The 15,490-nt window shown below is 71.0% G+C and carries 20 protein-coding genes and 1 tRNA gene; 14 read left to right on the top strand and 7 right to left on the bottom strand.

Going from position 1 to position 15,490, the window contains the following annotated elements:
- Nucleotides 1-162: 162 nt before the first annotated feature.
- The 3 genes from ABT324_RS06895 to ABT324_RS06885 all read left to right on the top strand — a co-directional run bounded on the left by ABT324_RS06895 (nt 163) and on the right by ABT324_RS06885 (nt 3,054).
- Nucleotides 163-1,323 (top strand): endonuclease/exonuclease/phosphatase family protein, encoded by a 1,161-nt coding sequence (locus tag ABT324_RS06895; protein WP_351172865.1) that lies wholly within the window; start codon nt 163-165, stop codon nt 1,321-1,323.
- Between the two features lie 49 nt (nt 1,324-1,372).
- Nucleotides 1,373-1,900 carry an NADPH-dependent FMN reductase gene (locus ABT324_RS06890; protein ID WP_351172862.1) on the top strand — a complete coding sequence of 176 codons (528 nt, stop codon included), beginning with the start codon at nt 1,373-1,375 and terminating at the stop codon, nt 1,898-1,900.
- Nucleotides 1,901-1,974: 74 nt separating this feature from the next.
- Nucleotides 1,975-3,054: an alpha/beta hydrolase family protein gene (locus ABT324_RS06885; protein ID WP_351172859.1), complete on the top strand. Its 1,080-nt coding sequence runs from the start codon at nt 1,975-1,977 to the stop codon at nt 3,052-3,054.
- Nucleotides 3,055-3,099: 45 nt separating this feature from the next.
- Here ABT324_RS06885 and ABT324_RS06880 read toward each other — a convergent pair whose 3' ends face one another.
- Nucleotides 3,100-3,636 carry a DUF4352 domain-containing protein gene (locus tag ABT324_RS06880; RefSeq protein ID WP_351172856.1) on the bottom strand — a complete coding sequence of 179 codons (537 nt, stop codon included), beginning with the start codon at nt 3,634-3,636 and terminating at the stop codon, nt 3,100-3,102.
- Nucleotides 3,637-3,932: 296 nt separating this feature from the next.
- Entirely contained in the window at nt 3,933-4,304 is a 372-nt protein-coding gene (locus ABT324_RS06875) for a VOC family protein (protein ID WP_351172854.1), read from the bottom strand.
- A 58-nt stretch (nt 4,305-4,362) separates the two neighbouring features.
- On the opposite strand from ABT324_RS06875, the gene ABT324_RS06870 reads away from it, so the two are divergent.
- On the top strand, nt 4,363-4,962 hold the full coding sequence (locus tag ABT324_RS06870) for a cysteine hydrolase family protein (RefSeq protein WP_351172851.1): 600 nt from the start codon (nt 4,363-4,365) through the stop codon (nt 4,960-4,962).
- A 91-nt stretch (nt 4,963-5,053) separates the two neighbouring features.
- The gene (locus tag ABT324_RS06865) at nt 5,054-5,734 is read left to right on the top strand and encodes a DUF899 family protein (RefSeq protein ID WP_351172848.1); all 681 of its coding nucleotides are present in this window, start codon (nt 5,054-5,056) and stop codon (nt 5,732-5,734) included.
- A gap of 4 nt (nt 5,735-5,738) precedes the next feature.
- On the opposite strand, the gene ABT324_RS06860 is transcribed toward ABT324_RS06865, so the two are convergent.
- Both ABT324_RS06860 and ABT324_RS06855 read right to left on the bottom strand, forming a co-directional pair.
- Entirely contained in the window at nt 5,739-6,587 is an 849-nt protein-coding gene (locus tag ABT324_RS06860) for a M15 family metallopeptidase (RefSeq protein WP_351172845.1), read from the bottom strand.
- Between the two features lie 9 nt (nt 6,588-6,596).
- Nucleotides 6,597-7,523, bottom strand: coding sequence for a LysR family transcriptional regulator (locus ABT324_RS06855; protein WP_351172842.1), 927 nt, complete (start codon nt 7,521-7,523; stop codon nt 6,597-6,599).
- Nucleotides 7,524-7,596: 73 nt separating this feature from the next.
- Between ABT324_RS06855 and ABT324_RS06850 the strand changes: the two genes are divergently transcribed.
- The gene (locus tag ABT324_RS06850; protein ID WP_351172839.1) at nt 7,597-8,385 is read left to right on the top strand and encodes an alpha/beta fold hydrolase; all 789 of its coding nucleotides are present in this window, start codon (nt 7,597-7,599) and stop codon (nt 8,383-8,385) included.
- A 113-nt stretch (nt 8,386-8,498) separates the two neighbouring features.
- On the top strand, nt 8,499-9,101 hold the full coding sequence (locus ABT324_RS06845) for a hypothetical protein (RefSeq protein ID WP_351172836.1): 603 nt from the start codon (nt 8,499-8,501) through the stop codon (nt 9,099-9,101).
- Between the two features lie 19 nt (nt 9,102-9,120).
- Here ABT324_RS06845 and ABT324_RS06840 read toward each other — a convergent pair whose 3' ends face one another.
- Nucleotides 9,121-9,399, bottom strand: a complete 279-nt coding sequence (locus ABT324_RS06840) for a hypothetical protein (RefSeq protein ID WP_351172833.1) — start codon at nt 9,397-9,399, stop codon at nt 9,121-9,123.
- Between the two features lie 23 nt (nt 9,400-9,422).
- Here ABT324_RS06840 and ABT324_RS06835 point away from each other — a divergent pair, with 23 nt between their 5' ends.
- The 4 genes from ABT324_RS06835 (at nt 9,423) to ABT324_RS06820 (ending at nt 12,230) form a co-directional block, all read left to right on the top strand.
- The gene (locus ABT324_RS06835; protein ID WP_351172830.1) at nt 9,423-9,644 is read left to right on the top strand and encodes a hypothetical protein; all 222 of its coding nucleotides are present in this window, start codon (nt 9,423-9,425) and stop codon (nt 9,642-9,644) included.
- 75 nt (nt 9,645-9,719) lie between these two features.
- Entirely contained in the window at nt 9,720-10,493 is a 774-nt protein-coding gene (locus tag ABT324_RS06830) for a class I SAM-dependent methyltransferase (RefSeq protein WP_351172827.1), read from the top strand.
- A 185-nt stretch (nt 10,494-10,678) separates the two neighbouring features.
- Complete coding sequence (locus ABT324_RS06825; RefSeq protein WP_351172824.1) at nt 10,679-11,611, top strand: SDR family NAD(P)-dependent oxidoreductase; 933 nt, start codon at nt 10,679-10,681, stop codon at nt 11,609-11,611.
- A gap of 112 nt (nt 11,612-11,723) precedes the next feature.
- A complete protein-coding gene (locus ABT324_RS06820) occupies nt 11,724-12,230 on the top strand; it encodes a hypothetical protein (protein WP_351172821.1) in 507 nt (168 codons plus the stop codon).
- A 331-nt stretch (nt 12,231-12,561) separates the two neighbouring features.
- On the opposite strand, the gene ABT324_RS06815 is transcribed toward ABT324_RS06820, so the two are convergent.
- Both ABT324_RS06815 and ABT324_RS06810 read right to left on the bottom strand, forming a co-directional pair.
- Nucleotides 12,562-12,646 (bottom strand) — tRNA-Ser (locus tag ABT324_RS06815).
- 47 nt (nt 12,647-12,693) lie between these two features.
- A complete protein-coding gene (locus ABT324_RS06810; protein ID WP_502949704.1) occupies nt 12,694-13,122 on the bottom strand; it encodes a MarR family winged helix-turn-helix transcriptional regulator in 429 nt (142 codons plus the stop codon).
- A gap of 116 nt (nt 13,123-13,238) precedes the next feature.
- Between ABT324_RS06810 and ABT324_RS06805 the strand changes: the two genes are divergently transcribed.
- From ABT324_RS06805 to ABT324_RS06795, 3 genes are read left to right on the top strand one after another with little or no spacing between them, the layout of a single operon-like run.
- Nucleotides 13,239-13,712, top strand: a complete 474-nt coding sequence (locus ABT324_RS06805; RefSeq protein WP_351172815.1) for a MarR family winged helix-turn-helix transcriptional regulator — start codon at nt 13,239-13,241, stop codon at nt 13,710-13,712.
- Nucleotides 13,696-14,679, top strand: coding sequence for an ABC transporter ATP-binding protein (locus ABT324_RS06800; RefSeq protein ID WP_351172813.1), 984 nt, complete (start codon nt 13,696-13,698; stop codon nt 14,677-14,679). Before ABT324_RS06805 ends, ABT324_RS06800 begins: the two co-directional genes overlap by 17 nt.
- Nucleotides 14,676-15,446, top strand: a complete 771-nt coding sequence (locus ABT324_RS06795; protein WP_351172810.1) for an ABC transporter permease — start codon at nt 14,676-14,678, stop codon at nt 15,444-15,446. Before ABT324_RS06800 ends, ABT324_RS06795 begins: the two co-directional genes overlap by 4 nt.
- Nucleotides 15,447-15,490: the final 44 nt, after the last annotated feature.

The raw sequence follows: 15,490 nt of genomic DNA, 5'->3' as shown, positions 1-15,490 counted from the left end.
TTTTGTGCCGAGGGGTTCGTTTTTGGCTTTGTGGGGGGTGGGGGGGGTGCTCCCGGGCACCCCGCACGTCACCACGACTTCAGGCCGAGTTGTGCATCCGTTGGTCCCCTGACCACGGTTCCAGTTGAAACTGCAGAAGAACAAGCGGCGAGAGGGGATGTCGTGAAACGTGCCGCACTGGTGGTGGCAGCGGTGGCCGCAGCGCTGGTGACCCCGACCGCGAACGCGGCCGAGCCGGTGCGGTTCGCGACGTTCAACGCCTCGCTCAACCGCGCCACCGAGGGCGAGCTCCTCGCCGACCTGTCCACTCCGGACGACGAGCAGGCCCGGAAGGTGGCCGAGGTGGTGCAGCGGGTCCGCCCGGACGTCCTGCTGCTCAACGAGTTCGATTACGTCCCGGGCGGCGCCGCGGTCGACGCCTTCCGCACCAACTACCTGGCCCGCAGCCAGCACGGTGCCGACCCGATCGACTACCCGCACGTCTACACCGCACCGGTCAACACGGGCGTGCCGTCCGGCATGGACCTCGACAACGACGGCACCACAGGCGGCCCGGGCGACGCGCACGGGTTCGGTGACTTCCCCGGCCAGTACGGCATGGTGGTGCTCTCGAAGTACCCGATCGGCCAGGCCCGCACCTTCCAGCAGTTCCGCTGGGCGGACATGCCGGGCGCGCGGTTGCCGGACGACCCGGCGACGCCGGAGCCCGGCGACTGGTTCACCCCGGAGGAGCTGGCGCAGGTCCGCCTGTCCTCGAAGTCGCACTGGGACCTGCCGATCGACGTCGGCGGCCGCACGGTGCACTTCCTGACCTCGCACCCGACGCCGCCCGCCTTCGACGGCCCGGAGAAGCGCAACGCCCTGCGCAACCAGGACGAGATCCGGTTCTGGGCGGACTACGTGACGCCGAACCGCGGCGACTACATCTACGACGACGAGGGGGTGCGCGGTGGCCTGCGGCCCGGTGCCCGGTTCGTCGTCGCGGGCGACCAGAACTCCGACCCGCTGGACGGCGACAGCAACGGCATCCGCGAGCTGCTGCACGCCCCGCGCGTGATCGACCCCCGACCGGGCAGCGCCGGGGCGGTCGAGGCGAGCGTGACCCAGGGCGGCGCGAACGGAACCCACCGCGGCAGCCCGTACTTCGACACGGGCGACTTCGACGACGAGTCGCCGGGCAACCTCCGCGTCGACCACGTCCTGCCGTCGGCCCCGCTGGTCCCGCTGCGCTCCGAGGTGTTCTGGCCAACGGCGGACGACGAGTTGTCCCGCCTCAACGACGCCTCCGACCACCATCTCGTCTGGGTGGACGTCCTCCCGTGACCCGAGGCGACTAGGTTGGAGCCGAAGTCGCGACGAGAGGCGAATAACTGTGGTCGAGGTCCTGCTCATCACGGGGAGCACGCGGAGCGGCTCCACGAACACCGCCGCGCTGCGCACGATGCGCGATGCCGCGCCGGAGGGCGTGGAAGCGGTGCTGCACGAAGGCCTGGCGGACCTGCCCGCGTTCAACCCGGACGACGACGTCGACCCGCTCCCTCCCGCGGTGGCCGAGCTCCGGAGCCGCTTGGCCGCGGCGGACGCGGTGCTGTTCTGCACACCCGAGTACGCCGGAACGCTGCCTGGCAGCTTCAAGAACCTGCTGGACTGGTCGGTGGGCGGCACCGAGCTGAACGGCAAACCGACTGCCTGGGTCAACGTGGCAGCCGAGGGCCGTGGTGACGGCGCGATCAGCACGCTGGAGACCGTGCTCCGCTACTTGAGCGTCGACCTCGTCGAACCGGCCTGTGCCCGGTTGTTCGTGCCGCGGGACGCAGTCGGCGCGGATGGCGCGGTGTCGGAGCCCGGGATCCGCGACGGCCTGCGCGAAGTCCTGCGGGCGCTTGCCGCCCGGGTCTGAGCGGGGCTGCAAACCAGGGCCGGTTCGGGGTTCTCCCTGGCGTGCCGACGATGTCGGAGATCGATGCTGGGGGCATGAGAACGCTGATAGCCGCCGTGTCGGCGAGCGCGCTGCTGCTGACCCCGACCGCGGTGGCCACCCCCGTCCCCGCGTTGCCAGGACCGACCGGCCCGCACGCGGTGGGCACCACGACGCTGCACCTGGTCGACCACGACCGGCAGGACCCCTGGGTGCCGCAGGAGGACCGCGAGCTGATGGTGTCGTTGTGGTACCCGACCAGGGACCACGACGCCCCGCGCGCCCAGTACGTCACGCCGGAGGAGTCCCGCCGGATCCTCGAAGGCCAGGACCTCGGCGGCGTTCCGCCGGAGGTCTTCAGCACCACCCGCACCCACGCGGGCGTCGACGCGGAGCGACCGGCTCGCGACCTCCCGCTGGTGCTGCTCTCGCCCGGGTTCAACCTGCCACGCACCTCGCTGACCGGTCTCGCCGAGGACCTCGCCAGCCGTGGCTACGCGGTGGCCGCGGTCGACCACAACTACGAGGCCAGTGCGATCACCTTCCCGGACGGCCGGGTCACCGGCTGCCTGGCCTGCGAGCAGGTACCGGGGCCGGATGGCGAGGTGGTGGCGGGAAACCGCGCTGCTGACCTGTCCTTCGTGCTCGACGAGCTGATCGCGCGCGGCGGGATCGACGCCGACCGGGTCCTGGTGGCGGGCCATTCGATGGGTGGCGCGGCGGCGACCCGCGCGCTGCTGGCCGACCACCGGTTCCGCGCCGCGGCGAACCTGGACGGCACCTTCCACCCGGGGCTGACCGCCGACTCCGACCGTCCGCTGCTGATGCTGGGCGCCGACCAGCACGGGCGGCCGGGCGCGGACGACACCTGGGACCAGACCTGGGCGCACCTGACCGGCTGGAAGCGCTGGTTCTCGGTCGAGGGGTCGGCGCACTGGTCGTTCACCGACTACTCACCACTGGCCGAGCAGGTGGGCGTCGACCTGGGGGAGGAGCCGCTGGGCGGCGACCGCGCGGCCCGCATCACCCGCGACTACCTGGCCGCGTTCGCGGACCTGCACCTGCGCGGGGTCCCGCGGCGGCTGCTGGACGGTCCGTCCCCGAGCCATCCCGAGGTCCGCTTCGAGAACCCGTGACGGACGTGGGTGTTCTGCGATTCGCCGCAGAACACCCACGCCTGCTCAGCTCCAGCTGCCAGCGGGTTCGGTGGCGGTGAGCGGCTGGTAGATCATCTTCAGGCCGGTGGCGTCGGCGGGGATGTCGAAGAACACCTTCCCGCTGTCGGAGTCGCCCTCCGCCAGCAGCGTCGCGAAGAGCTGGCCGGTCAGGTCGGTGCCGTTCGGCGCGGCGTTCGGGTACTCGTTGCCCGCGGCGTCGACCAGCATGAAGTCGACCGAGGCGACGGCGCCCCCGGTGCCACCGACGAGTTCGGCCGTGACGTCGGTGGAGACGTACTTGCCCTCCATCGGCGGGGTGGTGAACTCGGTGACGTCCTGCAGCGGAGTGGCGGTGATGGCGAACTGCCCGCCCTCCTCCTCGATGCCAGCGGTCTCGCCGAAGGCCACGTCCTTGCCGCCGACCTGGGTCTGCGAGGTGTCGGCCTCACCCTGCTCGGACTGGGACTGCGGTTCGGGGGCGGAGGTGGTCTCGCTGGCAGCGCCGCATCCAGCCAGGCCCAGCAGGACCAACCCGACCACGGGCGCGATGAACTTCTTCACTTGTCCTCATTTGATCATCCGGAACGAACGCGAGGATGTTCCCAGCGCGTCACGTCCCCGACAACGGGAATCCGGAACAATTCCCAGGACCATTTCAACTGAACTCGGGATCATCGCTCTTCCAACGGGTTTCGCGTGCTCGGGCTGCCTTCGCGCAGTCGCTCGGAGGTTCCGCATGCCCACCGCCCCGACTGCCTGACCTGGGGGTGGAAGGCGATTCCAACGGGGCCAGGTGTCTGGTTCCCATTGGAATCGCAAGTTCCGGTGGAAAAGTTGGGGGAGTCCCCGGGTTTGGATTACTGGGTGGACCAGACGCCGAGTTCGTTGCCCGCGGGGTCGTGGAAGTGGAACCGCCGCCCGCCGGGGAACTCGTACGGACCCTGCGTGACCGTGCCGCCCGCGTCGCGCACGGCCCGCGCGCTGGCGTCGAGGTCGGCCGAGTACAACAGCACCAGCGGACCGCCGGAGGTGGCCTCGTCGACCAGTCGGAAGCCGCCGACCTCGGCGTCACCGCTGCCGCGGATCCCGACGTAGGCCGGTCCGGGCCCGTAGTCGGTGAACTCCCAGCCGAAGGCCGCGCCGTAGAACGCCTTGGCGGCGGCGAAGTCGGTCACGGGGATCTCGACGTAGTCGAGCGCGTGGTGTTGCTGCGAAGAGATGTCGGACATGCCGGGAGTGTGTCGGAACTACCCGACAGCCGCCCGCGGCCTGCGGCAGAATCGCCGGATGGGTGAGCGCAGGTGTGCCGTACTGGCACTGCACTGGCAGGTCAACGTGATCAGGCCCGAGGGCTTCTTCGGCGGGATGCTCGCCGAGCCGGTGGCCCGCAGCGGGGTCGTGGAACGCGCGGCGCGGTTCCACGGCGCCATCGGCGAAGCGGGTGCCGACATTGTCCACACCCGCTTCACCATCCCCGAGGGCGAGGGCCAGCTGGTCCGCAACACCGGGTTCATGCGGGCCGTGGCCGATGCGCAGGAGGCCTTCCGCCCCGATGCGCCGGGCTCGGCCCTGGTCCCGGAGGTGGCGCGCCCCGCGAACCACGTGGTGGACAACCAGAAGCTCTCCGGCCTCGCGGGCAACGACCTGGCGGACTGGCTGCGCGCGCGGGACGTCGACGTGCTGTTCCTGACCGGGGTCGCGACGAACCTGACGGTGGAGCAGACCGCCCGCCACGCCACCGACCTCGGCTTCCACGTCCACGTCGTGGCCGACTGCGTCGCAGCGGCCGACGAGCAGGTGCACGAAGCCTCCCTGGCCAACCTCGACCTGACCACCGCGGGCTGCGTGTCGGCGGCCGAAGCCATCCGGATCGCGCACGACCTCTGACCCCGCGTCCCACCGCCTCGCCTCACCTGGCGATCCCCGGTGCCGGAGCCAACGATGGGACCGGGGCAGCCGCGGCGGAGGGGAGGCAGCGATGCGCCAGACCAACCTCGCCAGGGAGACCGCCGAGTACGTGCGCGCCCGCGAGGAGCTGCGCAGCGCCGAGATCAAGTTGATGCGCCACCGCGAGCGGGTCGCGGAGCAGCGCCGCCAGCTCCCGCCGGGCCCGGTCGTCGACGACTACCTGTTCGAGGAGGGGCCGGCGGACCTGGGCGCCGGTGACGAGCCGGTGCGGGAGGTGCGGTTGGGCGAGCTGCTCACCGCCCCCGACCGCGACCTCGTCGTCTACCACCTGATGTTCGGCAAGGCGCAGACCGAGCCGTGCCCGATGTGCACGATGTGGGTCGACGGCTTCAACGGGATCGCCCACCACGTGGACCGCAACGTCGACCTCGCGGTGGTGGCCGCGGCTGACCTGCCCGCCTTGCGCGAGCACGCCCGCAACCGGGGCTGGACGCGCCTGCGCCTGCTCAGCGCCGCGAAGAACACCTTCAAGCGCGACCTGGCCAGCGAGGACGAGCGGGGCAACCAGGACTCGGCGGTCTCGGTGTTCACCCGGGACGGCGACGGCGCCGTGCGGCACGCCTACTCGGTGCACCCCCGCCTGTCGGACGAGATCGGCGAGCGCGGCATCGACCTGCTGACCCCGGTCTGGCACCTCCTCGACCTGACGTCCCGGGGCCGCGGTGACTGGTACCCCACCCTCGACTACTAGCCGGTCAGCGGAAGGCGGCGCTGTTCACCGGGAAGTCGAAGTGCTGGTCCGGGAACGGTTCGTCGGGCAGGTTGTAGTGCCACCACTCGTAGGCGTAGTTCTTCAGCCCGACCGAGGTGAGCACGTCGCGCAGCAGGTTCCGGTTGGCCGCGGCTTCGCCGGTCACGCGCGGGTCGTCGGTGTGCGAGAGGTTGTCGAAGCAGTCGTAACCGGTTCCCATGTCGATGCTGTTGTCCGGGAACCGCTGCGCTGCTGGGGCGGTGCACGAGGTCAGCGGCTCGCCGGGCACGTAGGCGCGCTGGGGGTCGGCGGGGAGCCGCACCAGCGTCAGGTCGACCGAGCTGCCCCGGCTGTGCCCGGAGCGCTCGGCGATGTAGCCGTCGGCGAACAGCCGCGACTTGTCCAGGCCCGGGTAGAACTCGTCCTTCATGCGCTGGTCGTCGACGTCCTCGGCCCACGCGACGAAGTGCCCGTCGGCGCGTTGCGGCCGGTAGCAGTCGTAGACCTTGAGCGCGTAGCCCTGTTCCACGAACCGTTCCTGCGCCGCGCGGAGCGCGTCGGCGAGCGGCGTCGTCACGACGCACATCGGCTCGTCGTAGCCGGGCACCGGGTCGCCGGTGAAGTTGTGCGGCGTCGCGTAGCGGACCTCTTCGATGATCGTGGGGTCGACGTCGCGCAGCGGCACGAAGCCGGGCGGCGCGTGCTCGACCTGCTGCGTGGGCTCCGGGCTCGACGGCGGCGCAGGCGGGGCGGGCGGCGGAGGTGGGGCCGGAGCGGGCGGCGCGGTCGTCCCGCACGCCGCCGCGACCAGCACCAACGCCACCGGGACGAGCCGCCATGAACCACGGGTCATCCAGCCACGCTAACCCCGCTTCGCCCGGACCACCCGTCCCAGCGCTGGTCGCAGGACTGGCGCGTTGCTGGCCAGGAACTCCCACAGCTGGTCGGCGACCGGTCCGTGCGGCCGGTCGCGCCGCCGGGCCGCGGAGAGGTCCTCGACCACGCCCGGGAAGTGCCGCCCCGCGATGGACAGCAGCCGCCCGTCGCGCAGCTCCGACTCGACCAGGAACCGCGGCAGGTGCCCCCAGGCCATGCCGTGCAGGACCAGCTCCTTCTTCATGAGGTGGTCCGGCACCGAGCTCTGCGGCGCGCCCTCGACCAGGAAGTGCCCGGGTTCGAAGGGGTCGCGCGCGGAGTCCCGGACCACGCACTGGGTGAAGGTCTGCATCCGCTGCGGCGTGATCTCGGTGTCCGGCGGGAACGGCAGGAACCCGGGCGCCACGACGGGCACCAGCGCGACGCGGCCGAGGTCGATCCACTCCATCCGCACGTCGCTCTTGGGCACCCGGTGCACGATCAGGTCGGCCTCGTCCTCCAGCAGCCGCTCCCACGGCCCGGTGACCGCCTCGAACTGCAGGTGCAGCCGCGTCTGCGGGTGCTGCGCGAAGAAGCGGCTGAGCAGCTCCAGCACCGGCGGCAGCGGGCACAGGTCGCCGAGCACCACGCGCAGTTCGGCCTCCTCGCCCATCGCCAGCTGCTCGGCGTAGGTGTGCAGCTCCTCGGCCTCGTGCAGCAGGAAGCGCACCTTGCGGTGGAAGGCGCGCCCGGCCTCGGTGGGCTGGACCCGGTAGCCCGAGCGGTCCAGCAGTGCCAGGCCCAGCTGCCGCTCCAGCTTGGCGACGGCCGCGAACACCGAGGGGTGGGAGCGGTGCAGCCGTTCGGCGGCGGCCTGGAACCCGCCGTGGAGCACGACGGCGTTGAAGCACTGCAGCTCGTGGAGCGTGAACATCGTCCATTGAACCTACAGGGATGGTCGGATCTTTGTAATGGATGCCTACGGGGTACCTCCCTAGGCTGAGCGCATGACCGTGGAATTCACCACCACCGGCGATGGCGTCCGCCTCGCCTACCGCTTCGACGGCGACCGGGACGCGCCGGTCCTGCTGCTCTCGAACTCCATCGGCACGGACCTGCACATGTGGGACGGCCAAGTGCCCGCGCTGACCGAGCACTTCCGGGTGCTGCGCTACGACGCCCGCGGCCACGGCGCCTCCGACGCGCCGAGCGGCCCCTACGCCCTGGACCGGCTGGGCCGCGACGTGGTGGAGCTGCTGGACGCCGTGGGCCTGGAACGGGTGCACGTGCTGGGCCTGTCGCTGGGCGGGATCGTCGCGCAGTGGCTGGCGATCCACGTCCCGGAGCGGGTGGACCGCCTGGTGCTCTCCAACACCGCCGCGAACCTCGGCCCGGCGAGCCGGTGGGACCAGCCGATCGCCGAACTCCTGGCAGCCCCCGACATGCAGGCCACGGCGGAGGACTTCCTGCACGACTGGTTCCCGCCCCACCTGCTGCACGACGAGGTCGTCGAGCCCTTCCGCCGCGCCCTGCTCGCCACCAGGCGCGAGGGCGTGGCGGGCAGCTGGGCGGCGGTGCGCGACTACGACCTGCGCCGCACGGCCGCGCTCATCCAGAGCCCGACGCTGGTCATCGCGGGAGCGCACGACACCGTCACGTCCGCTGCCCACGGCGAGGAGCTGGCCGGGATCGTCCCCGGCGCCAAGCTCACCGTCCTGCCGACGGTCCACATGGCGAACGTCGAGGCCCAGGCTGAGTTCCTGGACGCGGTGCTGACCTTCCTAGCCGAGCCGTAAACCGGCAACGGTTGGTAAATCGCCAAGACCACTCCTGCGCCGGTTGTTCTGCTAACTTCCGAGAAATGCGCCGAATCTCGTCGAACGATCGCGGAAGAGCTCGTCTGGCCAAGGTGTTCGCGGCGTCCGCCTGCGCGCTGGCGCTGCTCCCCGCCGGTTCGGTGGCGCACGCGGACGTCGTGGCACCCGCCGCCAGCAGCAGCCTGCGCGACGAGTGCGCGACCCCGTCGATCAACCGGTACCAGCAGTGGCTCGCGTCCGGCGAAGGCACCACCGTGCCCGCGACCGGCAGCCTGCTCGTGCCGGAGGGCGACGGGTACGCGGCGAAGGTGGAGTTCCTGCGCGACGAGTGGCACGTGGCGGTCCTGTGGCTGGCCAACCAGTTCGAGGCGCAGGTCGACCTCGCCGGCTCGTCCGGTTTCTGGCTGACCTACAGCGCGACCGACGACTTCTACGTCCAGCTGCGCCCGGCCTCGCACTGGAGCGGCGGGGACAAGTGGCTCACCCTGCTGCCGTCGACCGGCGGGCAGGTCGAGCGGAAGTTCGTCAGCTTCGCCCCGCAGGACTGGACCTGGCTCCCCGAGCTGGGCGAACCGTCGTACCCCTTCGCCGAAGCGCTGGGCGAGGCCCGCGGCCTGGTCTTCGTCGGCAAGACCCCGAACAAGCTCGACTTCCGAGGCCTGGAAGTCGACGGCTACCAATCACCCTGCCGGTGACCGGAGGCCACACCACCGCTCAGTCCACGTCGGTGACGCACAACAGCAGCAACATCCGCTGATCCAGGTCGTAGGCGACCCACGTGACGTTGAACAGCCCGGGGAACCACGCGCACCACGGGTCCGGCGTCTTGTACACGTTGATGGCGGCGTACCGGTCGCCGAACAACATCGAGTACAGCTCCTCCCCGGCGTTGATGGCGCGCTGCTCCCGCTCGGCGGCGGTCAGGGTCCGGTCGATGGACGTGTACATGCCACCGGCGTACAAGCTCCACGCCCACTCCCTGCTGAGCTGCATCGACAGACTGGCTCTCCGAGTGGGTGGGGGATCCCGACAGCCCCGTCACCGAGGACAGCTACTGCCAGGTCGACCTGCAACCCGGTGAGACCACGACCTGCGATGTGCGCACGTACCACCCGACGTCGGGCAAGCCGTACAACGTCACGGCAGCGTCGGGCGGTGGTGCCGAGCGTCGCTCCGGTGTGCGCAGCGACGCCTACTACTGGGAAGGCGACGACTTCGGCGCCCACGTCACCGGCTGATCTCTGCCCGGTTGGCGGGAGCTCGGCTGGGGAACCTCCTCGTGCGAGCAAACTTCCGCGCACTACCGTGGCCGGGTGCCCGAGGAACTGGCCCGCGCCTTCTACGACGAGCTCGCCGAGGACTACCACCGCATCTACCCCGACTGGGACGCCAGCACCGCGCGGCAGGCCAAGGCCCTCGACGGTGTGATCAGCGGCGAACTCGGTCCCGGACCGCGTGCGATCCTCGACTGCGCCTGCGGCATCGGGACCCAAGCCATCGGTCTCGCCGCGCTCGGGCACAACGTCGTCGGCACCGACGTCAGCCCCGTCGCCACCGCCCGCGCCGCTCGCGAAGCGGCTGCCCGCAACCTGCGCCTTCCCGCCGCCGCGGCGGACATGCGCACACTGCCCTTCGGCTCCGACGCCTTCGACGTCGTCGTCTGCGCGGACAACTCGCTCCCGCACCTGCTCACGCCCCACGACCTGCGGGCGGCGCTCGGCGGCATGCACCGGGTCCTGAAGCCCGGCGGGCTGCTGCTGCTCACCACCCGCCCCTACGACGAGGTCCGCGAGACCCGCCCCCGCTCCACCCCGCCGCAGGTGGCCGACACCCCAGCAGGCCGGTCGATTACCTTCCAGCTCTGGGACTGGCACGACGACGCGGAGCGCTACGACCTGGAGCACTTCCAGCTCGTCCCGCAGGCAGGGTCCTGGATTGTCCGGCAACGCCGCACGACGTACTGGGCGCTCACCCAGGACCAGATCACCAGCTTCGCCAGCGGAGCGGGCTTCCGGGCCGCGAAGTGGCACACCCCGCAGGACACCGGCTTCTTCCAACCAGTCCTGACCGCCCGCACCCCCAGCTGAGCCGAGTCCCGCCGATCACGCCTGCCGGAGCGGGAATTTCGGAGCCTGCTCAGCCACCCTGCCGAAGCCGTGGCCCGAGTCCCTCTCCCGCGGGCCCCGGTTCGGGTACCGTGCGAGGTGGAGTGCCGGGAAGTCTGGTCGGCGAAGTGGTTTCCATTGCTGAGCTCGACCAGAGAGGCGCTGTCGTGGCGTACGAGCAACTCCCGACCCCGTTGACCATCGCCATCACCGGGGCCAACTCGGGCATCGGGCTTCGCGCAGCCCGGCAGCTGGCCCTCGCGGGTCACGAGGTCGTCGCGCTGTGCCGGGACCCGGACCGGGGCGCCACCGCCCTGGAGCAGATCAACCGGGGCGTCGCGCGCCCAGCCCGCATGGTGCCCGTCGACCTGGCCGACCTGGGGTCCGTCCGCACCGCCGCCGCGACGGTGCGGCGCGAGTTCGACCACCTCGACGCCCTGATCAACAACGCTGCGCTGTTCGACCAGACCCTCCGGCAGCCCGTTCGCAGTCGTGACGGGCACGAGTTGTTCTGGGCCACCAACCACCTCGGGCCCTTCCTGCTCACGGCACTGCTGAGCCCCCTGCTGGCCGCAGCTCCCGCGCCGCGCCTGCTCACGATCGCCAGCAAAGGACTGATCGCCCACCCGCACCTGCGCATCCGGTTCCCGGAGCTTGACTGGCCGGAGGTCGCGGACTGGTACACCCCCACCAGGGCCTACTACCACGCCAAGTTGGCGCAGGTCATGACCAGCTTCAGCCTGGCCGAACGCGCCGGGGGGCAGCTCCGCGTGACCTGCCTCCGGGTACCTGCGGTGCGGTTGGACCCAGACCGCACCGCCGCCCTACCGCGGCTCCTGCGCGTGCTCCACGCCCCGAAGAACCGGATCGCGCTGCCCCCGGAACGACTCGCCCGCTCCTACGCGCAGTTGGTCACCGGGCACGCGCCCGGTGCAGTGCGGCCGTCCCGCGACGCAGGAGCAGACCCCCTGCGCGGGCTGTACGTCAATGAGGACCTGGAGCCCGTCCGCGCCCCTGTCCACGCCCACGACACCTCCGACCGGCGGCGCCTGTGGACCAGGACGCAAGCGGCGACGGGAAACCCCGACTGGGCGTGGTGAGGACGTTGGCGCGATCGCCGGACCGGATTCGTGCCGAGCTGTTCCGGAGCTGCTCGTGTCAGTGCTTCACTGGTGCGTCGGGTGGGACCGGTGTTGCGGGACTGGGGTGCGCATGCGGCTGTTGCTGGGAATCCTCGTCGCCTTCGGCTGCGTGGCGCTGACAGCGACCGCTGGCGTGTCCGTGCTGGTGGGCATCGCGGAGCAGCGCCACGCCGATCGCGCCTACGTGGTCGGATTCGTCCCCGGGGCCGGTTGCGACGACGGTCACGAGCTGTACCTCAGGACCAGGGACGGGGCGGTGCTGGACTGCGTGACCGCGGGGTTGCTCGGGTCCCGCAGGGTCAACCTGCCGGGATTCACCGAGGAGCAGGAAGAGCAGGTGGAGGAGCTGGTCGAAGACCTCGGTGGCGACGGGTTGTCGGTCGCTGAGCAGGCCGAGGTCCAGGGGCTCGTGGACAGGCTCGTCGCCCAGCTCCCGCCTGAGCAGCGGCTCTACGGCGAGTACGAGGTGTGGGGCAGCGGCCGGATCTGGCGCGGGGTCAGAATGGCCCTCGCCGGTGTGATCGGCCTCGTGGTCGTCTTCTGGTTGATCGCGCGAAGCGGCACCCGCCACGGCTGAACACGCGCAACTGAGGGGGTCGCCACCTCGGGGGGCGTTGTCGAGCAGTCCGCCGACAGCGGGGCGGCTTCCTCGGTGTCCCAGGTGCGAAGGCGAGGCCGACGAGCCGCACCCCGAGGTCGAAGTGCCACCAGGCGGGTGCACTGGGAGCGCAGTGCTCGCTGGGCCCAGTACCGACGAGATCGCGCCTGCCCCCGCTTCTTCGCAGCTCCTGCCGAGGGGAACGAAGATGACAACGGAACGGTCAACTGAGACCGGAACTGAGCCGAAGCGCGACAGAGCCCGGCCGGGGACGATCCCCGCCGGGCTCTTCTCGTGCTGGTCATAGGCGCGGAAGCGGGGGGATTCGAACCCCCGGTCGCTCTCGCGACGCTCGCTTTCAAGGCGAGTGCATTCGGCCGCTCTGCCACGCTTCCAGGGCGCAGCGTAGCCAACCGGGGCGGGTTGGCGTGCAGCCGGGCCGCTACTTGATCCCGCCCAGGTGGGTCGTCAGGCGGTCGAAGATCCGGCCCAGCGCTTCCTGCTCCTGCTCGTCCAGGATGTCGATCAGGTTCTCGCGCACGCTCGCCACGTGGCTGGGGGCCGCTTCCTGGAGCTTCGCCGCGCCCGCCTCGGTGAGGATCGCGAAGACGCCGCGGCCGTCGTCCGGGCATTCGTCGCGGCGGACCAGCCCGGCCGCTTCGAGGCGGCGGACCTGGTGCGACGTGCGGCTCTTGGAGTGCGCCACGTCGTTGGCCAGCTCGCTCATGCGCATCCGCTGGTGGGGTCGCTCGGACAACCGGACCAAGATCTCGTAGTCCGCGATCGACAGGTCGTGGGTGAGCTGCAAGTCCCTGTTCAGGCGATGCGTCAGCAGTGCGCTCCCCACGATGTAGGAGCGCCAGGCCGCCATCTCGCGGTCGTTCAGCCATCGAGTGCCCTGCTCAGTCACTTGATCAGGCTACAAGCCCGCACCGACGCCGGGAAATCATTTGCCACCTGACCATTCGGCGCGGATACCATCGGGGCGTGCCCGGCTTCGCGGAGCAGGACCCGCGGCAGATGCCGCTGACCCGACTGGTGGGCTTGACCGGTCGGCGGTTGTCGCAGCACTGGGAGCGGACCGTGGCGCGCAGCACCGAGCTGAGCCGGACCTCCCTGCTCGTGCTCGACGTGCTCGACCAGCAGAACGACCAGACCCACCGTGAAGTGGCCCGGCGCTGCTGGGTGCGTCCGGCGACGTTGACCCCCGTCGTCGACGCCCTGGCGGACGGCGGGCTGATCACCCGTCGCCGGGATCGTGCCGACCGCCGGGTGGTCAGGCTGCGCATCACCACGCGGGGGCGCGCCGAGCTGCACTCGGCGCAGCAGGTGGTGCGCGCCGAGCACCAGCGGATCGAACCGGACATCCCACCGGCGGAGGCGGCGATCGTCCGGCAGTACCTGCTTGCGGTCCTGAGCGGACTTGGCGAGGAAGAAGGCGGATGTGACCACTGCGGTTGAAGTGACCGACCTGGTCAAGCGGTACCCGAAGGCGCGCGGCAACGCGGTCGACGGGATCAGCTTCCAGGTCGGCGCGGGGGAGGTCTTCGGGCTGCTCGGGCCGAACGGCGCGGGCAAGACCACCACGGTCGGGATCCTGACCACCAGGGTGCTGCTGACCAGCGGCAGCGCCCGTGTCGCCGGGGTGGACGTGGCCGCCGACCCGGTGGCCGCGCGCAGCAAGGTGGCGGTGGTGCCGCAGCGGGTGAACCTGGACCGCTCGCTCAACTCCCGGCAGAACCTGGTCTGGCACGCCGCCTACCACGGGGTGCCGCGGGCCGAGCGGCGCCGCCTCGCCGACGAGCTGCTGGACCGGATGGGGCTGGCGGACAAGGCCAAGGCGCGCGTCGACGACCTCTCCGGCGGGCAGGCGCAGCGGCTGATGATCGCCCGCGCCCTGATCCACCGGCCCGAGGTGCTGTTCCTGGACGAGCCGTCCACCGGCCTGGACCCGCAGGCCCGGCTGTTCGTGCACGACCGGATCAACGACCTGCGCTCCGAGGGCGTGACCGTCGTGCTCACCACCCACGACATGGACGAGGCGGAGAAGCTGTCCGACCGCGTCGGCGTGGTGGACCACGGCAAGCTGCTGACCCTGGACACCCCGGAGGCGCTGATCAAGTCGCTGCCGGGCAGCGGCACGGTGGACGCGACGCTGCGGCCCAACGGCTACGAACCGGCGCGCATCTCGAAGCTCCTGTCCGAAGTGGACGGTGTGCAGCGGGTGGAGCAGATCGGCAGCGGCACCGCGGCCGACGGCGGGACCGAGCTGCGGCTGCGGCTCTACGTCGGCGGCGAACCAGCCGCGCTGCTCGGCCCGGTCGCGCAGACCCTGCACGAGCAGCGGGTTTCGGTCAGTGACCTGGCGCTGGGCTCGGCCACGCTCGAAGACGTCTTCATCGACCTGACCGGGAGGGAGCTGCGATGAGTCCGGTGCGCGCCTTCACCGCGGTGCTGGGCCGCGACGTGTTCGTCACCGGCCGGGAACTGCCGAGCTTCCTGGCGCAGGTGCTGGTCCAGCCGGTGGCGCTGCTGTTCATCTTCGGCAAGGTGCTCAGCGAGCTCGGCTACGCCCAGCCCGGTTACGCGCAGATCCTGTTGCCGGGCATGATCGCGCTGAACGCCTTCCTGGTGTCGCTGCAGAACACCTCCTTCCCGCTGGTGCTGGACTTCTCCTACTCGCGGGAGATCGAGGACCGCCTGTTGGCGCCCCTGCCGATCAGCTGGGTGGCGGTGGAGAAAATGCTCTTCGGCGCGCTGCGCGGCCTGCTCGCGGCGGTGCTGATGGTGCCGATCGGCATGGTGATGCTGGGCGAGATCAACTGGAACTACCGCGGTCTGGCCTTCGCCCTGCTCTGCATGCTGCTCGGCTCGCTGGCCGGGGCCGCGGTCGGGCTGACGGTGGGGGCGGCCGTGCCGCCGCGCCGCATCAACATCATGTTCGCGGTGATCCTGGCCCCGCTGATGTTCACCGGTGCGACCCAGTTCCCGTGGGCGCAGCTGGAGCACCTGCGCTGGTTCCAGGTGCTCTGCGCGATCAACCCGCTGACCTACGTCAGCGAGGGCATGCGCGGCGCCCTCCTCCCCGAGGTCCCGCACATGCCAGCGTGGATCTGCGTGCTGGCGCTGCTGGCGTCCTGCGTGGTCTTCGGGGCGCTGGGCATCAAGTTCTTCCTCCGCCGCGCGCTCGACTGACGTTCGGCGGAGCAGGTTCGTGCTGACGGCGGATGAGCAGTGCA

The sequence above is a fragment of the Saccharopolyspora sp. NPDC000359 genome, from assembly GCF_040300525.1.
GTDB lineage: Bacteria > Actinomycetota > Actinomycetes > Mycobacteriales > Pseudonocardiaceae > Saccharopolyspora.
This window is presented reverse-complemented; position numbering and strand designations above follow the sequence as displayed.

Coding starts and splice junctions, on each gene's coding strand:
- ABT324_RS06875 (WP_351172854.1), bottom strand. CDS start 4,304: ATGTCCGACATCTCTTCGCAGCAACACCACGCGCTCGACTACGTCGAG.
- ABT324_RS06810 (WP_502949704.1), bottom strand. CDS start 13,122: ATGGCGGCCTGGCGCTCCTACATCGTGGGGAGCGCACTGCTGACGCAT.
- ABT324_RS06820 (WP_351172821.1), top strand. CDS start 11,724: ATGCGGCTGTTGCTGGGAATCCTCGTCGCCTTCGGCTGCGTGGCGCTG.
- ABT324_RS06840 (WP_351172833.1), bottom strand. CDS start 9,399: ATGCAGCTCAGCAGGGAGTGGGCGTGGAGCTTGTACGCCGGTGGCATG.
- ABT324_RS06865 (WP_351172848.1), top strand. CDS start 5,054: ATGCGCCAGACCAACCTCGCCAGGGAGACCGCCGAGTACGTGCGCGCC.
- ABT324_RS06860 (WP_351172845.1), bottom strand. CDS start 6,587: ATGACCCGTGGTTCATGGCGGCTCGTCCCGGTGGCGTTGGTGCTGGTC.
- ABT324_RS06885 (WP_351172859.1), top strand. CDS start 1,975: ATGAGAACGCTGATAGCCGCCGTGTCGGCGAGCGCGCTGCTGCTGACC.
- ABT324_RS06870 (WP_351172851.1), top strand. CDS start 4,363: ATGGGTGAGCGCAGGTGTGCCGTACTGGCACTGCACTGGCAGGTCAAC.
- ABT324_RS06855 (WP_351172842.1), bottom strand. CDS start 7,523: ATGTTCACGCTCCACGAGCTGCAGTGCTTCAACGCCGTCGTGCTCCAC.
- ABT324_RS06850 (WP_351172839.1), top strand. CDS start 7,597: ATGACCGTGGAATTCACCACCACCGGCGATGGCGTCCGCCTCGCCTAC.
- ABT324_RS06795 (WP_351172810.1), top strand. CDS start 14,676: ATGAGTCCGGTGCGCGCCTTCACCGCGGTGCTGGGCCGCGACGTGTTC.